This window comes from Vibrio sp. B1REV9 (assembly GCF_905175395.2).
GTDB classification, from domain to species: Bacteria; Pseudomonadota; Gammaproteobacteria; order Enterobacterales; family Vibrionaceae; genus Vibrio; species Vibrio alfacsensis.
In genome coordinates, this window is the sequence record NZ_HG992745.1 from 825502 (window position 1) to 841760 (window position 16259).

The following is a 16259-nucleotide window of genomic DNA, read 5'->3' on the forward strand; positions in this document are numbered from 1 at the left end:
TCGTTTTATTAAGAAAGAGGATTAAGCAATGCAAGTTATTCTACTTGATAAAATCGGTAACCTAGGTGGTCTTGGCGATACTGTAAACGTTAAATCTGGCTACGCTCGTAACTTCCTTATCCCTCAAGGTAAAGCAGTTATGGCTACTAAAGCTAACGTTGAAATGTTTGAAGCTCGTCGCGCTGAACTAGAAGCTAAAGTTGCTGAGCAACTAGTAGCTGCTGAAGCACGTGCTGAGAAAGTTAACGCTCTAGAAGCAGTTGTTATTGCATCTAAAGCTGGTGACGAAGGCAAACTATTCGGTTCTATCGGTACTCGTGACATCGCTGAAGCTATTACAGCTGCTGGCGTTGAAGTTGTTAAGAGCGAAGTTCGTCTTCCAGAAGGCGCACTACGTACAACTGGTGAGTTCGAAATTAGCATCCAACTTCACTCTGAAGTTTTCGCTACTGCGAAAGTACAAGTTGTTGCTGCTGACTAATTCAGTATCAAGACGTATTTTAAAAGCACCTCTCAGGAGGTGCTTTTTTTATGTCTGAGATTTAATGGGGAAAGTAAAAAGCGAGAACGAAAAGGTAAGAATTAAAAAACGAAAAGAAGGTTTACAGAGAAAACACTGTCCGCTTTTTCAAGGTTATTGGGCACCTTGTCGTGGTATTGGCGAGAGTGAGTAAGCTTTAACGCAATGTCCTCTGTTATCTTGTTGATAACATTAAGATCACTATCGAAACGGGTGTTACTCCTACCACTAACTACGGTGACATCAACCCCTAAGCTCAAATTGTCGAGAGCTTGCCACGTTGAGTTAACATTTCCACGAAAAATACCCTCTTGAACAATATCTGGAAAGATAATGTCATCGTCATCGATCTCATCTAAGTTTGGTTCTTGATAACGAAAACCAGGGCCAATTTCGACTTCTAACGTAAATTGCTCAGTGTAAGCAAACTGATAACCTAAACCACCAGAAAGAGTATAGTCCTTAAAATAAGCGGTATAACGAGAGTCAACGCCTTTAAAACTGCCGTATAGGTATGTTTTTGGCCCTAACTTGTAGTCACTTTGGACAGTGTAGGTCGAAGAACGTTTATCCTCTTCCCCATCTTTATAAAGATTGTAATATTTCCATTCTCCCATTGAACGATGACGTCCAGCGGTATACTCCGCACTTAAGCGGGAGTTTAGGGAGCGAGTGTCTGTATTCCCTGTATGAGCTTGATAGCCAAATTCAACCTCGGTCTTGAGAGGGCTAGGTGTATCAATTTCTTGCTCTGATTTTACTGATTCTTCAGCGTACACAAGACCTGTGCAGAGTATGCTAAAGCTAAGTAACCAGTATCGGGACACGTATACCTCGAATCGAATGAAAAATGAGGGCCTGATCCTGATACAGATATTGGAATCGGTCAATAATTGGATGAATTTTATTTGATGTAAAATAAGACAAAAATTGAAAGCATGAATTCTTAACAAGTAATTGTCGCATCAAAGGAGCATCTTAGTCTTCTTTGAGGTTATAATCTCGGGTCAATAGTAGTTATCGAGCAAAGTCATGGCGGAAAATAGAAATCGCAAACCTTTAGACAGTCAGGTAGACGCAATAAAAGTCCCACCGCACTCACTGGAAGCAGAACAATCAGTGATTGGCGGTCTCTTATTAGATAACGAGCGTTGGGACACGGTTGCAGAGCGTGTTGTTAGCAGCGATTTCTATAGCCGTCCACATCGTCTTATTTTTGATGGCGTGAAGTCTATTCTTGAAGCGGGCAAGCCTCTCGACTTGATTACCTTATCTGAACACTTGGAGCGCCATGAGCGAATCGAAGATGTGGGTGGCTTTGCTTACCTTGCTGATTTAGCTAAGAACACGCCGAGTGCAGCAAACATTAATGCGTACGCTGATATCGTTGCAGAGCGTGCGATTGTTCGTGGACTTATTGGTGTCGCAAATGAGATTGCTGATGCAGGTTATGATCCTCAGGGGCGTAGCTCAGAAGATTTGATCGACTTAGCGGAAAGTAAAGTTTTCGCCATTGCCGAATCTCGTACTAGCGAAAATGAAGGCCCGCAGAATGTCGATAACATTCTTGAAAAAACGTTAGAGCGTATTGAGCTGTTATATAAAACACCGCAAGACGGTGTGACAGGTGTTGATACTGGGTTTACTGATCTGAATAAGAAAACCGCGGGTCTGCAAGGTTCTGATTTAGTCATCGTTGCGGCTCGTCCCTCGATGGGTAAAACCACGTTTGCGATGAACTTGTGTGAAAATGCGGCAATGCAGCAAGAAAAACCGGTACTGATTTTCTCTCTAGAGATGCCCGCTGAACAGCTAATGATGCGTATGTTGGCCTCTTTATCTCGCGTTGATCAAACTAAGATTCGTACAGGTCAGTTGGACGATGAAGATTGGGCACGTATTTCTTCTACGATGGGAATCCTCATGCAGAAGAAAAACATGTACATTGATGACAGTTCAGGTCTAACACCGACAGAAGTTCGTTCCCGTGCTCGTCGAGTGGCTCGTGAACACGGAGGTCTATCGATGATCATGGTCGATTACCTTCAATTGATGCGTGTTCCTGCAATGTCGGATAACCGTACCCTTGAAATCGCAGAAATATCTCGCTCACTAAAAGCATTGGCGAAAGAACTTAATGTACCTGTTGTTGCACTATCACAGTTAAACCGTTCACTAGAGCAACGTGCAGATAAGCGCCCTGTTAACTCGGACTTGCGTGAATCGGGTTCCATTGAGCAGGATGCTGACTTGATCATGTTCATTTACCGTGACGAGGTTTATCACCCTGATAGCCCATATAAAGGCACGGCAGAAATTATTATTGGTAAACAGCGTAACGGCCCAATTGGCTCTGTTCGCTTAACGTTCCAAGGTCAACACTCTCGCTTTGATAATTACGCGGGACCAGCATTTGATATCGATGATGAGTAATGTAATGAGCTACATGAAAGCGGCGAAGGCATGCATTGACTTGTCAGCATTGCAACACAACTTACAACGTGTAAAACAACAAGCGCCAACAAGCAAAGTTATGGCGGTAGTGAAAGCGAATGGTTATGGACACGGTTTACGTCATGTTGCTAAGAATGCTACTCACGCTGATGCTTTTGGCGTTGCTCGTATTGAAGAGGCGCTTCAATTACGAGCATGTGGTGTCGTAAAACCCATTCTTCTATTAGAGGGGTTCTACTCGCAAGGCGATCTTCCCGTGCTTGTCACCAATAACATTCAAACCGTGATTCATTGTGAAGAGCAACTGGAAGCTCTCGAGCAAGCGGAGCTTGAAACGCCTGTTGTTGTTTGGCTGAAAATCGACAGTGGAATGCATCGACTAGGCGTTCGTTCTGAGCAATATGAGGAATTTATCTCTCGCTTAAAAGAGTGCTCGAATGTCGCAAAACCACTTCGCTATATGAGCCATTTTGGGTGTGCAGATGAACTCGATAGCAACATTACTCTGGAACAACTAGAGTTATTTATGACGTTGACTTCAGGGTGTCAAGGGGAGCGCTCTTTGGCGGCTTCTGCCGGTATGCTTGCATGGCCGCAAAGTCATTTGGATTGGGTTCGTCCTGGTATCATCATGTATGGGGTGTCTCCATTTAGTGACAAAACTGCGCAAGACATGGGGTACCAACCTGTTATGACGCTCAAATCTCACCTGATTGCGGTACGTGAAGTGAAGAAAGGCGAGAGTGTCGGTTATGGCGGTATGTGGACCAGTGAGCGTGACACTAAAGTGGGCGTGATTGCTGTGGGTTACGGTGATGGTTATCCACGCACGGCACCTAATGGCACACCAGTTCTGGTTAACGGTCGTAAAGTGCCGATTGCAGGCCGCGTCTCTATGGACATGTTGACGGTGGACTTAGGGCCAGATGCCACCGATAAAGTCAGTGACGAAGCAATTTTATGGGGTAAAGACTTGCCAGTGGAAGAAGTCGCAAGCCATATTGGTACCATTGCTTACGAACTGGTGACGAAATTAACTTCTCGCGTTGAAATGGAATATTCAAAGTAACTCATGAAGAAAAGATTACTTTCTGTGCTGGCATTTAGTGCCAGCTTTTTTATCTTCGCCAGTTATCGCAAAAGAGAAAGACTCCGCATTTGTACCGTTCTATTTCAGTACTGAAATACTGGGTAGCACTGTCGGTATTGCTGGTGTCGCAAAGGGAGTAGGGCAACCTCAAGCAGCACTGTTTGGCATGGGACTCTATTCTGAAAAAGACAGTTACGTCGGTTTTCTTTCTGCATTCAATTATGCGTTGTCTTCGAATTTATTGGTTAGCGCGCAGATGTACCAAGCACGCTATAACGATAACCCCTATTACTTGGGGGGCCAAGGTTCCAATCACTCGTTCACCGATGACAAAACCATTACTAATGGGGATGAAGAAAACTATCAGTTAGAGTTTAAATACTTACTTGATTGGGGCAACGTACGTGAACATGGGTTACTTGGTGCATTCCAACCGATTCGCGATGTGAGTTTTGCTTCTCCAGTTGAATCGGGTGTTAGCTCCATTATATTCACGCCATTTTACTCTTCTCGTGAGTTGGATATTTATAATGACAAAAAAGAAGAGGCCACAGGCTTTCGCCTGACGTTTGATTGGGATAACCGAGACAGTGTGCGTAACACCACACGTGGTTCCCATACCTCATTTGACCTAACGACGGGGGCAGAAAGCTTACAGCCGGAAGATTTATGGCTGAAGTGGGAATTCCAAAACAGTCAGTACTACTCGTTAGGGCCATTAGGTGATTGGTTTGATCAGCAAGTATTGGCGTTTGATTTTTATACGGCTGATACACCGACATGGAATCAGTGTGATGGTGCTGTGTGCAGCCGCCCACCAGAGCAAGAGCAAGTTCGCTTAGGTGGTTTATATCGGTTACGTGGTTATACCGCAGGTCGTTATCATGGGCGTAGCGCGATTCACTATTCCGCGGAATACCGTGTATTACCAGATTGGCAACCGCTAGATGATATTCCTCTTATTAATTACTATGACTTGCCTTGGTGGCAGTGGGTTGCATTTGTAGAGGTTGGCCGAGTTGCTGATGATTACGATTTAAAAACGCTACATGAAGACATGAAGTGGAATATCGGTGGTGCAGTACGTTTCCAAGTCGAGGGAATTGTGGTTCGAGCTGAAATGGCAAAAGGGGCTGATGAAGGCCTTTTCAGAGTGATGATCAACCAACCCTTTTAATTGAATATGATGACAAGAGGCTAACGAAGAGGTTGGTCTTTTGTTTGCCTTACTCCCCGTTAATGGTGCAGATAATGCGACGACTACCACCGTCGCCTCGATGTTCACCTAAGTAAATTCCCTGCCATGTACCTAAAGCTAATTGGCCGTTTTGAATCGGAATTGTCACACTATTGCCAAGCAACGATGCTTTTATATGAGCGGGCATATCATCATCACCTTCATAAGTGTGTTGGTAGTATGGTGCTCGCTCAGGCACAAATTTATTAAAATGGGCTTCCATATCCATGCGAACAGTCGGATCGGCATTTTCATTTAAGGTCAAACTAGCAGAAGTATGCTGAATGAATAGATGTAACAAACCTACTGAGAGTGATTGGATTTGAGGTAATTGTTGTTCAATTTCATCAGTGATGAGATGAAAGCCACGGCTACGCGCTTTTAATTGAAGTGTTTTTTGTACCCACATTTGCATTCCTTTGGAAAAATTTGCTTTGGCGTCTATCCTAATCCAATTAGAGCCAGTTATTACTAAATGATATGATTTCCTACAGCATAAATGAATTGTTTAAATTCGAAACAGGGAACGTGACCTAACTCAATGTGAGTGCAATGGCACTCCGTCATAATTGATGACTGAAAAAAAACTACAAAGACTTGTTTTGTGGCAATTTGCCCAAACATCTATTTTATACTTTTTGCTAAATCGGGGATTCCACAGTTTTCGCTAGACTGTAAGGAATGGAACCTACTGTAACATCGGGATAATGACCATGTTGAAAAATATCAATCCAACGCAAACACAAGCTTGGAAAGCGTTAACTGCGCATTTCGAATCAGCACAAGATATGGACCTGAAAGAGCTATTTGCTCAAGACGCTGCACGTTTTGATAAATACTCTGCTCGTTTCGGTTCAGACATCCTCGTCGATTACTCAAAGAACCTAATCAATGAGGAAACGCTAAAGCATTTGTTTACACTTGCTAATGAGACTGAGCTTAAGTCAGCAATTGAAGCGATGTTCAGTGGTGAAGCGATCAACAAAACTGAAGATCGCGCTGTTCTTCACACAGCACTACGTAACCGTGCTAATACGCCAGTAATGGTGGATGGCGAAGACGTAATGCCAGCGGTAAACGCGGTTCTTGAAAAAATTAAGTCATTCACAGAGCGTGTAATTGGTGGTGAGTGGAAAGGCTATACAGGTAAAGCAATCACAGATATCGTCAACATCGGTATCGGCGGTTCTGACCTTGGTCCTTACATGGTGACAGAAGCACTCGCGCCATATAAAAACCATCTAAACCTACACTTCGTTTCTAACGTTGATGGTACTCACATCGTTGAGACTCTAAAGAAAGTCGACCCAGAAACAACGCTATTCTTGATCGCGTCTAAGACGTTTACGACTCAAGAAACCATGACAAACGCGCACTCTGCTCGTGATTGGTTCCTAGCAACAGCTGGCGATCAAGCACACGTTGCTAAGCACTTCGCTGCGCTTTCTACGAATGCTCCTGCGGTATCTGAGTTTGGTATCGACACAGACAACATGTTTGAGTTCTGGGACTGGGTTGGTGGTCGTTACTCACTATGGTCTGCAATTGGTCTTTCAATTGCATTAGCTGTAGGTTACGACAACTTCATCGAGCTTCTAGACGGTGCTCACGAGATGGATAACCACTTCGTGTCGACAGATCTAGAAAGTAACATCCCGGTGATTCTTGCTCTGATTGGTATTTGGTACAACAACTTCCATGGTGCTGAGTCTGAAGCAATCCTACCTTACGACCAGTATATGCACCGTTTCGCGGCGTACTTCCAGCAAGGTAACATGGAATCTAACGGTAAGTACGTTGACCGTGATGGTAACGCAGTGACTTACCAAACCGGCCCTATCATCTGGGGTGAACCAGGTACTAACGGTCAGCACGCGTTCTACCAGCTGATTCACCAAGGCACTAAGCTGATCCCATGTGACTTCATTGCACCAGCAATCAGCCACAACCCAGCAAGCGACCACCACCAAAAACTGATGTCTAACTTCTTTGCACAAACAGAAGCATTGGCATTTGGTAAGTCTGCAGAAATCGTAAAAGCAGAATTTGCGAAAGCAGGTAAGAGCGAAGAAGAAATGGCGTCTCTAGTGCCGTTCAAAGTATTTGAAGGTAACCGCCCAACGAACTCTATCCTAGTTAAGCAAATCACACCTCGCACGCTAGGTAACCTGATCGCAATGTACGAACACAAGATCTTCGTTCAAGGTGTTATCTGGAATATCTTCAGTTTCGACCAATGGGGTGTTGAGTTAGGTAAACAACTAGCGAATCAAATCCTACCTGAGCTAGCAGATGAGTCTGAAATCAACTCACACGATAGCTCGACAAACGGTCTAATCAATGCATTTAAAGCGTTCAAAGCTTAATGTCTGAATAGAAGAAGAAAAGGTCAGCAAGCGCTGACCTTTTTTATTGCCTTAGGCAGAAACAAAATAGGTTGGCACTGACCAACCTATTTTTTCTCATTTACTCGAAGCAAATCTCGATGAATGCATTTCCCCATTGTGAAGAGAAAGGCATGATGATGATTGAGCCTTCACACTTGTGGCGAATAGTGTGACCTTTACCTGATACGACGATAGGTGTTGCCATATCAAAATCAAAACCGCTCTCTGCTAGAATGCGTTTCGCACCACCAGTTACCATGTTTGTGATCTCGCCAACCATATCGGTGACTTCTTCATTCACACCGTTAGGGCGTTCACCAAGCATGTTTTGCATGATTTCTAATGCCAACGCTTCATCAAAGGTAATTGACATTGAGCCACGTGTTTGTGGACCAACCATACCAATAAGTCCAGAAACGTCCCCTCGTGCGATCTCATCTTTCTTGATTCGCGGTTTTTGTGGCTTCAACTCAAGTGAAGCCATGGTTTTTAGCACATTCATGAGAGAAGCTAAAAACGGGTTTACAAATTCAGCGCGCATAACGTTCTTCTATCTTTCTTTTTTCATCTCCGAGGAACAAGTTTGGCATTCACCATGAGTTTCAATAACGTGATTCGTCAATTTGAAACCGTATTTCTCGGCGTTATTGGCTAATAAGGATATCAGCGTCTCGTCTTCAAGTTCAACGACATCACCACATTTATCGCAAATTAGTAGTTGGAAAAAGTGCTGTTGAGTATTGAATGAGCAGCAAGTAATAAAGCTATTGGTTGATTCTACTCGATGAATAAAGCCCTGTTCGAGAAGAAAGTCTAATGCTCGGTATACTGTTGGTGGTTTTGCTTGTGGCTCACTTTGTTTCAGTAGATCCAATAGCTCATACGCACTCGATGCGCGGCGATTTGAACAAATTAGCTCAAACACACGTCGGCGTTGCGGAGTTAATCTTACTCCACGCTGTGCGCAGATACGTTCAATTTGTTCAATGATTGTTGGGTCCAAACCTTTCACCATAACTATCGGATATGTTTGTGATAAACCATTTGCAATGGCTATGCCTGCAAAAGAGGCTTATTTTACCTGCTATCTGCACGAAAATCATGAACTAAAGCAAGTGAGGATTTAATAGGTAAGTCGCGGCTATCACAGAATGAGACACCTGTGCATAAATACACGCCAGAGTATGTGAATTCACAATGCTCGCATCCGCTGCACAGTGAGTATACAATACCCGACTTAATTTTTTGAGCGTCTTGTCGCGCTCTATCTTGGTAACGTAAAACGGGTGTTTTAATCATGACTCATTCTTGCAGGCTCTCTGTTGCACCAATGCTGGATTGGACTGATCGTCATTGTCGCTACTTCCATCGCTTGATGACCAAGGAAACCTTGTTGTACACCGAAATGGTGACGACTGGTGCGATCATTCATGGAAAAGGAGATTTTCTTGCTTATAACGAAGAAGAGCATCCGTTAGCACTACAACTTGGTGGTTCCAACCCAGTTGATTTGGCTAAGTGTGCTAAGTTAGCTCAAGAGCGTGGTTATGATGAGATCAACTTAAACGTAGGTTGCCCATCTGATCGTGTTCAAAATGGTCGCTTTGGTGCATGTCTAATGGGCGAGCCACAATTGGTGGCTGACTGTGTGGCTGCGATGAAAGATGTCGTTGATGTACCGGTAACAGTAAAAACGCGTATTGGTATCGATGATCAAGACTCTTACGAATTTCTGACGGACTTTATCTCAATTGTGTCTGAGAAAGGTGGTTGTGAGCAGTTTACTATCCATGCGCGAAAAGCATGGCTAAGTGGTCTGAGCCCGAAAGAGAATCGTGAAATTCCACCACTGGATTACCCACGCGCTTACCAATTAAAAAAAGACTTTTCGCACCTGACTATCGCTGTTAATGGGGGCGTAAAATCGCTAGAAGAAGCAAAAGAGCATTTATTGCATCTTGATGGTGTAATGATTGGTCGTGAAGCCTACCAAAGCCCGTATTTGTTAGCGTCTGTGGACCAAGAGTTGTTTGGTTCTAGCGCTCCTGTGAAAAAACGCAGTGAAATCGTTGAAGAGATGTACCCATACATTGAAGCGCAGTTAGCAAAAGGTGCCTACATTGGCCACATTACGCGCCATATGTTAGGACTATTCCAAAACATGCCAGGCGCACGTCAATGGCGCCGTCATATTAGTGAAAATGCGCATAAGCCAGGTTCTGGTTTGGAAGTGCTGCAAGACGCATTAGCGAAGATTCCAAAAGAACTAAATGTGTAAATTTCACCAGGGACTGGTAAAAAATACCAACCTATAAATGGAAAAGCCAGGCTGTAGAAATACGTCTGGCTTTATTTTTGTCTGAAAATCATAGCTTTAAGGTGTTTTTTATAAGTTGGTACAGAATCTGCTCTAGTCATATTAAAACAAAGGAGAAGTGATTATGTTGGAGCTTATCTTTATATTAGTCTTTGCCGCGACCTTACTTGTTACAGGTATCACAATGATGACCGTATTTGCCGCAACAGGTATTGCATTAGTTGTGATGTTTTTACTTGGTATGGTGGGGGTTGTTTTGAAATTGCTACCATGGCTGATTGTGATTGCATTGGGTATTTGGTTTTTTAAGAACTGTGTTGGTCAGCCTCGTTATAAGTAATGGATTGTAGAGATTTAGTTGATTGAGGGCTGTAAGAGTATGGTAGTATTTCTTGCATGCCCTTAATGTTGAAATTAGCTATCTCGGAGTAAACACCACATGACAAATAAAGCGACATTCGCTTTAGCGACACTATCTTTGGCGGCGTCTTTTTCTGTTTTTGCGCAAGAGTCTTCTTTTAAGACGACGGTTGGTGCGGAAGTTTGGGCTGCGGACACCAAAGTTAATGAAGTAAGAAGAGATAGCAGTACGTCAGGGTCATACTATGTGGCGGTTGAGCATGATGTAAAATACGTACCAAATGCGCGTCTTCGTTACTCCAGTATTGATGCTGATTACATGGGCTTTGATAAGCTAGATCTCACTCTTTACTATCAAATTCTTGAGCACGACCTTTTACATTTCGATGCGGGTCTGACTTTTAGTAATTTGAGTGATACAAAGTACATTGATGCAGGAACGAATGCCCGTACGGAAGAATTCGATGAGTTGATTTGGGCTTGGTACGGCTATGCTGAAATCACGGTTCCAAAGACCAATTTCGATGTGATTGGTGAAATGAATTTTGGTGATAATAAAGGCATCAAGAGTACAGACCTAATGGCAGGTGTTCAGTATCGTATTCCTTTTCAAGAATCTCAGCTAGCGTTGCGAGCAGGCTATCGAGTGATTGATCTTGAATCAGAAGTTTTTCTCTCTGATTTAGGCAAAGAGTTTATTTTTGCTAACGGCTTCTTTGCTACCGCAGAATTCTCTTTCTAAGTAAGACCGTGAAACACTATTTTTAAAACGTCGCTTTATAAGCGGCGTTTTTTTATACCACTTCATTATATCCATTCGAAATTCATCCCTAATACAGGAGAGTTGGGCCATGCTTATGAAAAGTGAGAAGCAGGGAGCAGGGCCTAACGATGACCATCAATGAATTAAGACATCTGTTTCGTGAAAAGCAGCTTGTAGAAGCCATTATCGAACCGTCGATACAAGAAGGGGGGTGGGTTGTAGAGTTTCGTCACGCCCATGGTGGTTTTGTTTTTTTAACCGATACTCACGGAGAAGAGTGTCTGTACGATGATCTCGATACGGCATCGAAGTCAGCGATGGCTGTCGGTTTTCAGCAAGTTCGTATTGAAGACCGATAAGTGTTTATCAAGTTTATACTTCCAAAAAGTTATAAAACATTCACTTCTATTCTTTCTTGTTATTAAGGAGAGTGGTTAATCTATCGTCACGCAATGAATAGGGATGTCGTGACAATGTCTTTTCAAAAGAATGAGTATTCACACAAGAATGTGATGGAAGATAATAATGGGCAAGGTGGTAAGTCACCAATCTCAGGCCCTCTCAACGATCAACAATTTAGTTCACTCCAGCAAACGATCTCAGAGCTGTCTTCGCAGCAACTTGCTTGGGTTAGTGGTTACTTTTGGGGTTTAGCACAAAACCAACCAGGTTCAGTAGCTGCGACACCAATTACTCAAGGGGCGGCAGCAGTTGCGGTTAAACCAACAGGCAAATTAAGCATCATCTTTGCATCTCAGACTGGTAACGCTAAAGGGGTTGCTGAAGCACTAGAGCAAGAAGCCAGAGCTGAGGGTATTGCTGTAGAGCTGTTTGATGCCAGTGATTATAAAGGCAAGAACTTAGCAAAAGAGACGCATGTGATCATCGTAGCTTCGACTAATGGCGAGGGCGAGGCCCCAGATAATGCCATTGAACTGCATGAGTTCCTTCAATCTAAGAAAGCCCCTAAGTTACCAAACCTGCAATACGCTGTAATTGCATTGGGTGATTCAAGCTACGAGTTCTTCTGCCAAACGGGAAAAGACTTCGATGCTTACTTATCTAAATTAGGTGCAAAAGCCTTTATCGAACGTATTGATTGCGATGTGGATTATGAAGCATCTGCCGCAGAATGGCGTAAGCAAGCGCTTGAACAAGTAAAAGAGGCCCTTTCTTCAGGTAATGAAGCAGAAGTAGTTCAACTACCCGTTGGGCAAGCGGCTCCAGGACATTCTGTTTATAACAAGCAAAATCCATATACAGCAACGCTTCTGACAAGTCAGAAAATCACAGGCCGTGATTCAGGCAAAGATGTTCGCCACGTAGAGATTGATCTTGACGAGTCAGGTCTGACTTATCAACCAGGAGATGCCCTAGGCGTGTGGTTCGACAACAGCTCTGAGCTTGCTAACGCAATCTTAGCGAAATCAGGCTTATCCGGCGTAGAGAGTGTTGAAGTGGATGGTGAGAGTTTATCTATTCACAGCGCCTTAGTTAGTAAATATGAGATTACCGCTTCTAATCCTCAGCTCGTCACCAAGTTTGCAGAGCTTTCTGGTAGCAAGAAGCTACAAAAGCTAGTGGAAGATAAAGACAAACTTCGTGAATACGCCGTAAATACGCAAATCGTGGATGTGCTTGCCGAGAAGAAGACCAAGCTAAGCGCAGAAGAATTGGTTGGTTTACTTCGTCGATTAACTCCGCGTTTATATTCTATCGCTTCGAGTCAAACGGAAGTGGATGAAGAGGTACACCTAACTGTCGGTTTAGTTGAATACGACAAAGGTGATGAAAAGCGCTATGGCGGAGCATCTAGCTTCCTCGCTCAACGTCTAGAAGAAAGTGGTGAAGTGAAAGTATTTGTTGAGCACAACAATAACTTCAAACTACCACAAGATGACAACACACCAATCATCATGGTTGGTCCTGGTACTGGTATTGCGCCTTTCCGCAGCTTTATTCAAGAGCGTGATAATCGTGACGCACAAGGCAAGAACTGGTTGTTCTTTGGTGACCGTACCTTTACTCAAGATTTCCTTTACCAAGTTGAATGGCAAAAGTATCTCAAGTCAGGTTTGCTGACTCGCCTTGATGTCGCGTTTAGCCGTGACCAAGCAGAGAAAGTCTATGTTCAACATCGTATCCTAGAAAACGCTGAACAAGTTTGGCAATGGATTCAAGATGGTGCCTACATCTATGTATGTGGTGATGCCACTCGTATGGCAAAAGATGTTCACGATGCGCTGGTATTTGTAGCTGAGCAACAAGGTGAGCTCTCTCGTGAAGAAGCAGAAGCATTGATCAACGATCTACGTAAAGCGAAACGTTACCAAAGGGATGTGTACTAATGAGCGCGAATCAACAATCAAACAGCCAAGAAGTATTAGGTGAGGTGCTTGGACCACTCTCGGATAACGAGCGCCTTAAAAGAGAAAGTAATTTACTGCGTGGAACGATTGAACAAGATCTGCAGGACCGCATTACAGGTGGTTTTACTGCAGACAACTTCCAATTGATTCGCTTCCACGGAATGTACCAGCAAGATGACCGCGATATCCGTAACGAACGTGCTAAGCAAAAGCTGGAGCCGTTGCACAACGTCATGCTTCGTGCACGTATGCCGGGTGGCATCATTACACCAAAGCAATGGCTAGCGATCGACAAGTTTGCAACTGAGCACTCTTTATATGGAAGTATTCGTCTTACGACTCGCCAAACGTTCCAGTTCCATGGCGTGCTAAAACCAAATATCAAGTTGATGCACCAAACGCTCAACAGCATTGGTATTGATTCGATTGCAACCGCGGGTGATGTTAACCGTAACGTGTTGTGTACCACTAACCCAGTGGAGTCGGAGCTACACCAAGAAGCGTACGAATGGGCGAAGAAAATCAGTGAGCATCTATTACCAAAGACACGCGCTTACGCAGAGATTTGGTTAGACGGTGAAAAAGTAGAAAGTACTGAAGAAGACGAGCCGATTCTGGGTAGGAACTATTTACCACGTAAGTTTAAAACTACAGTGGTTATCCCACCGCAAAATGACGTAGACGTACACGCTAACGATCTTAACTTTGTAGCGATTGCAGATAACGGCAAGCTGGTTGGTTTTAACGTACTTGTGGGTGGTGGTCTAGCGATGACGCATGGCGACACATCAACTTATCCACGCAGAGCAGATGACTTTGGCTTTATCCCATTAGAGAAAACACTTGATGTTGCCGCTGCTGTAGTGACGACGCAACGTGATTGGGGTAATCGTTCAAACCGTAAGAATGCAAAAACGAAGTACACATTAGATCGTGTTGGTAGTGATGTGTTTAAAGCGGAAGTAGAAAAACGTGCTGGTGTTAAGTTTGAGCAAAGCCGTCCATATGAATTCACAGAACGTGGTGACCGTATTGGTTGGGTTGAAGGGATTGATGGTAAGCATCATTTAGCGCTCTTTATAGAAAACGGCCGTCTATTAGACTTCCCAGGTAAACCACTTAAGACGGGTGTTGCTGAAATTGCCAAAATCCATAAAGGCGATTTCCGTATGACAGCAAACCAAAATCTGATTGTTGCTGGTGTACCAAAAAGCCAAAAAGCGAAGATCGAGAAGATTGCTCGTGAACATGGCTTGATGGATGACTGCGTAAGTGAACAACGTAAGAACTCGATGGCGTGTGTGGCGTTCCCAACATGTCCATTAGCAATGGCAGAAGCAGAACGCTTCCTTCCTCAGTTCGTAACCGATGTAGAAGGTATTCTAGAAAAGCATGGTCTACCTGAAGAAGACAATATCATTCTTCGTGTAACAGGGTGTCCAAATGGTTGTGGTCGAGCAATGCTGGCAGAAATCGGCTTAGTTGGTAAAGCACCAGGTAGATACAACTTGCACCTAGGAGGTAACCGCGGCGGTACTCGTGTACCGAAGATGTATAAAGAGAACATTACGGATAAGCAAATCTTAGAAGAGATTGATCAGCTGGTGGCTCGTTGGGCTGCTGAACGTGAAGAATGCGAAGCATTTGGCGATTTCACGATTCGAGTTGGCATTATCCAAGAAGTGTTTGTATCAAAGAGGGACTTCCATGCTTGATTCTGTAGCGTCTAAACCGGAGCTAACAGAGTTACTGACATTAACTAAGACGGAGCAAATCCTCCGTCTTGCTCAAATCAATGTCGAGCTCGAACAGCTTTCGGCACAAGAGAGAATAAAGTGGGCATTGAAAAACTTGGAAGGGGAGTTCGCAGTCTCGTCCAGCTTCGGTATCCAGGCCGCCGTGATGCTCCATCTTGTGACACAACAAAAACCGGATATCCCAATTATCCTAACGGACACCGGATATCTATTTGCAGAGACATATCAATTCATCGATCAGTTGAAAACGCAACTGAACCTCAACCTTAAAGTGTATCGAGCAAAAGAAAGTGCCCATTGGCAAGAAGCGCGTTATGGAAAACTTTGGGAACAAGGCGTCGAGGGAATAGAAAAATACAACAAGATAAATAAGGTTGAACCAATGCGACGAGCTTTGCGAGAGCAAAACATTGGAACTTGGCTCTCAGGGCTGCGCCGAGAGCAAAGCAAATCACGTGCTGGATTACCTATCTTGTCGATTCAAAATGGTGTCTTCAAGTTTTTGCCAGTGATCGACTGGACGAATAGAGACGTGCACTACTATTTAGAAGAGTATGGTTTGAGTTATCATCCACTATGGGATCAAGGCTATCTCTCTGTAGGAGATACTCATACGACAAGAAAGTGGGAGCCAGGAATGTCAGAAGAAGAAACGCGTTTCTTTGGATTAAAACGCGAGTGTGGGTTACATGAGGACGATGGTACCGAGCAACATGGCTCTGGTATTTAGCTGTTACGCTCATGGCCCGGTGTTCAGACGAAACAAAGAAAGCTGCAGTGAGGCAGCTTTCTTTGTTTATAAGAGTTGAAAGTGAGCTTGAAAAGAATAACTCTGTGGATAAGTTGTTTGCTTTCTTTGGGTAAAGTTAAATAAATAAGGCTTTGATCGAAAAGTCAGCGTTTAACCATTATTTTTGCAAATTTTGCAAAATAGGACTTGCCAATGTGACCTCGATCTCTATAATGCGTCCTTGTCAACAGGGCAGAGCTCACAAGGGTTCAAGG

General features: G+C 43.7%; 15 protein-coding genes and 1 pseudogene. 12 read left to right on the top strand and 4 right to left on the bottom strand.

Annotated elements, in window-relative coordinates; genetic code table 11:
• Nucleotides 1-28 precede the first annotated feature (28 nt).
• Nucleotides 29-481 carry a 50S ribosomal protein L9 gene (gene rplI / locus KHN78_RS09370; protein ID WP_128810025.1) on the top strand — a complete coding sequence of 151 codons (453 nt, stop codon included), beginning with the start codon at nt 29-31 and terminating at the stop codon, nt 479-481.
• Nucleotides 482-582: 101 nt separating this feature from the next.
• Here rplI and KHN78_RS09375 read toward each other — a convergent pair whose 3' ends face one another.
• Entirely contained in the window at nt 583-1347 is a 765-nt protein-coding gene (locus tag KHN78_RS09375; protein ID WP_211915862.1) for a DUF481 domain-containing protein, read from the bottom strand.
• Between the two features lie 205 nt (nt 1348-1552).
• Between KHN78_RS09375 and KHN78_RS09380 the strand changes: the two genes are divergently transcribed.
• From KHN78_RS09380 to KHN78_RS09390, 3 genes and pseudogenes are all read left to right on the top strand, one after another.
• Nucleotides 1553-2953: a replicative DNA helicase gene (locus tag KHN78_RS09380; RefSeq protein WP_211915863.1), complete on the top strand. Its 1401-nt coding sequence runs from the start codon at nt 1553-1555 to the stop codon at nt 2951-2953.
• Nucleotides 2954-2966: 13 nt separating this feature from the next.
• The gene (gene alr / locus KHN78_RS09385) at nt 2967-4043 is read left to right on the top strand and encodes an alanine racemase (RefSeq protein WP_211916531.1); all 1077 of its coding nucleotides are present in this window, start codon (nt 2967-2969) and stop codon (nt 4041-4043) included.
• 3 nt (nt 4044-4046) lie between these two features.
• Nucleotides 4047-5241: pseudogene (locus tag KHN78_RS09390) on the top strand (hypothetical protein).
• Between the two features lie 49 nt (nt 5242-5290).
• Here KHN78_RS09390 and KHN78_RS09395 read toward each other — a convergent pair.
• Nucleotides 5291-5710 (bottom strand): secondary thiamine-phosphate synthase enzyme YjbQ, encoded by a 420-nt coding sequence (locus KHN78_RS09395; protein ID WP_211915864.1) that lies wholly within the window; start codon nt 5708-5710, stop codon nt 5291-5293.
• Between the two features lie 304 nt (nt 5711-6014).
• Here KHN78_RS09395 and pgi point away from each other — a divergent pair, with 304 nt between their 5' ends.
• On the top strand, nt 6015-7667 hold the full coding sequence (pgi, locus tag KHN78_RS09400; RefSeq protein ID WP_211915865.1) for a glucose-6-phosphate isomerase: 1653 nt from the start codon (nt 6015-6017) through the stop codon (nt 7665-7667).
• A 100-nt stretch (nt 7668-7767) separates the two neighbouring features.
• On the opposite strand, the gene KHN78_RS09405 is transcribed toward pgi, so the two are convergent.
• Together KHN78_RS09405 and zur are read right to left on the bottom strand one after the other, a co-directional pair.
• The gene (locus KHN78_RS09405; RefSeq protein ID WP_099080830.1) at nt 7768-8229 is read right to left on the bottom strand and encodes a chemotaxis protein CheX; all 462 of its coding nucleotides are present in this window, start codon (nt 8227-8229) and stop codon (nt 7768-7770) included.
• Between the two features lie 9 nt (nt 8230-8238).
• Nucleotides 8239-8703 (bottom strand): zinc uptake transcriptional repressor Zur, encoded by a 465-nt coding sequence (zur, locus tag KHN78_RS09410; RefSeq protein WP_211915866.1) that lies wholly within the window; start codon nt 8701-8703, stop codon nt 8239-8241.
• A 282-nt stretch (nt 8704-8985) separates the two neighbouring features.
• On the opposite strand from zur, the gene dusA reads away from it, so the two are divergent.
• The 7 genes from dusA to KHN78_RS09445 all read left to right on the top strand — a co-directional run bounded on the left by dusA (nt 8986) and on the right by KHN78_RS09445 (nt 15984).
• On the top strand, nt 8986-9966 hold the full coding sequence (gene dusA, locus KHN78_RS09415; protein ID WP_211915867.1) for a tRNA dihydrouridine(20/20a) synthase DusA: 981 nt from the start codon (nt 8986-8988) through the stop codon (nt 9964-9966).
• A 163-nt stretch (nt 9967-10129) separates the two neighbouring features.
• Entirely contained in the window at nt 10130-10345 is a 216-nt protein-coding gene (gene pspG, locus KHN78_RS09420; protein WP_211915868.1) for an envelope stress response protein PspG, read from the top strand.
• 99 nt (nt 10346-10444) lie between these two features.
• Nucleotides 10445-11107, top strand: a complete 663-nt coding sequence (locus KHN78_RS09425) for a TIGR04219 family outer membrane beta-barrel protein (protein ID WP_128810034.1) — start codon at nt 10445-10447, stop codon at nt 11105-11107.
• A 149-nt stretch (nt 11108-11256) separates the two neighbouring features.
• On the top strand, nt 11257-11487 hold the full coding sequence (locus tag KHN78_RS09430) for a hypothetical protein (protein ID WP_128810035.1): 231 nt from the start codon (nt 11257-11259) through the stop codon (nt 11485-11487).
• Nucleotides 11488-11601: 114 nt separating this feature from the next.
• Nucleotides 11602-13476 (top strand): assimilatory sulfite reductase (NADPH) flavoprotein subunit, encoded by a 1875-nt coding sequence (locus KHN78_RS09435; RefSeq protein WP_211915869.1) that lies wholly within the window; start codon nt 11602-11604, stop codon nt 13474-13476.
• Entirely contained in the window at nt 13476-15212 is a 1737-nt protein-coding gene (gene cysI / locus KHN78_RS09440; protein WP_211915870.1) for an assimilatory sulfite reductase (NADPH) hemoprotein subunit, read from the top strand. The genes KHN78_RS09435 and cysI overlap by 1 nt, the downstream gene beginning before the upstream one ends.
• A complete protein-coding gene (locus tag KHN78_RS09445) occupies nt 15205-15984 on the top strand; it encodes a phosphoadenylyl-sulfate reductase (RefSeq protein ID WP_211915871.1) in 780 nt (259 codons plus the stop codon). Before cysI ends, KHN78_RS09445 begins: the two co-directional genes overlap by 8 nt.
• The last annotated feature ends 275 nt before the right edge of the window (nt 15985-16259 follow it).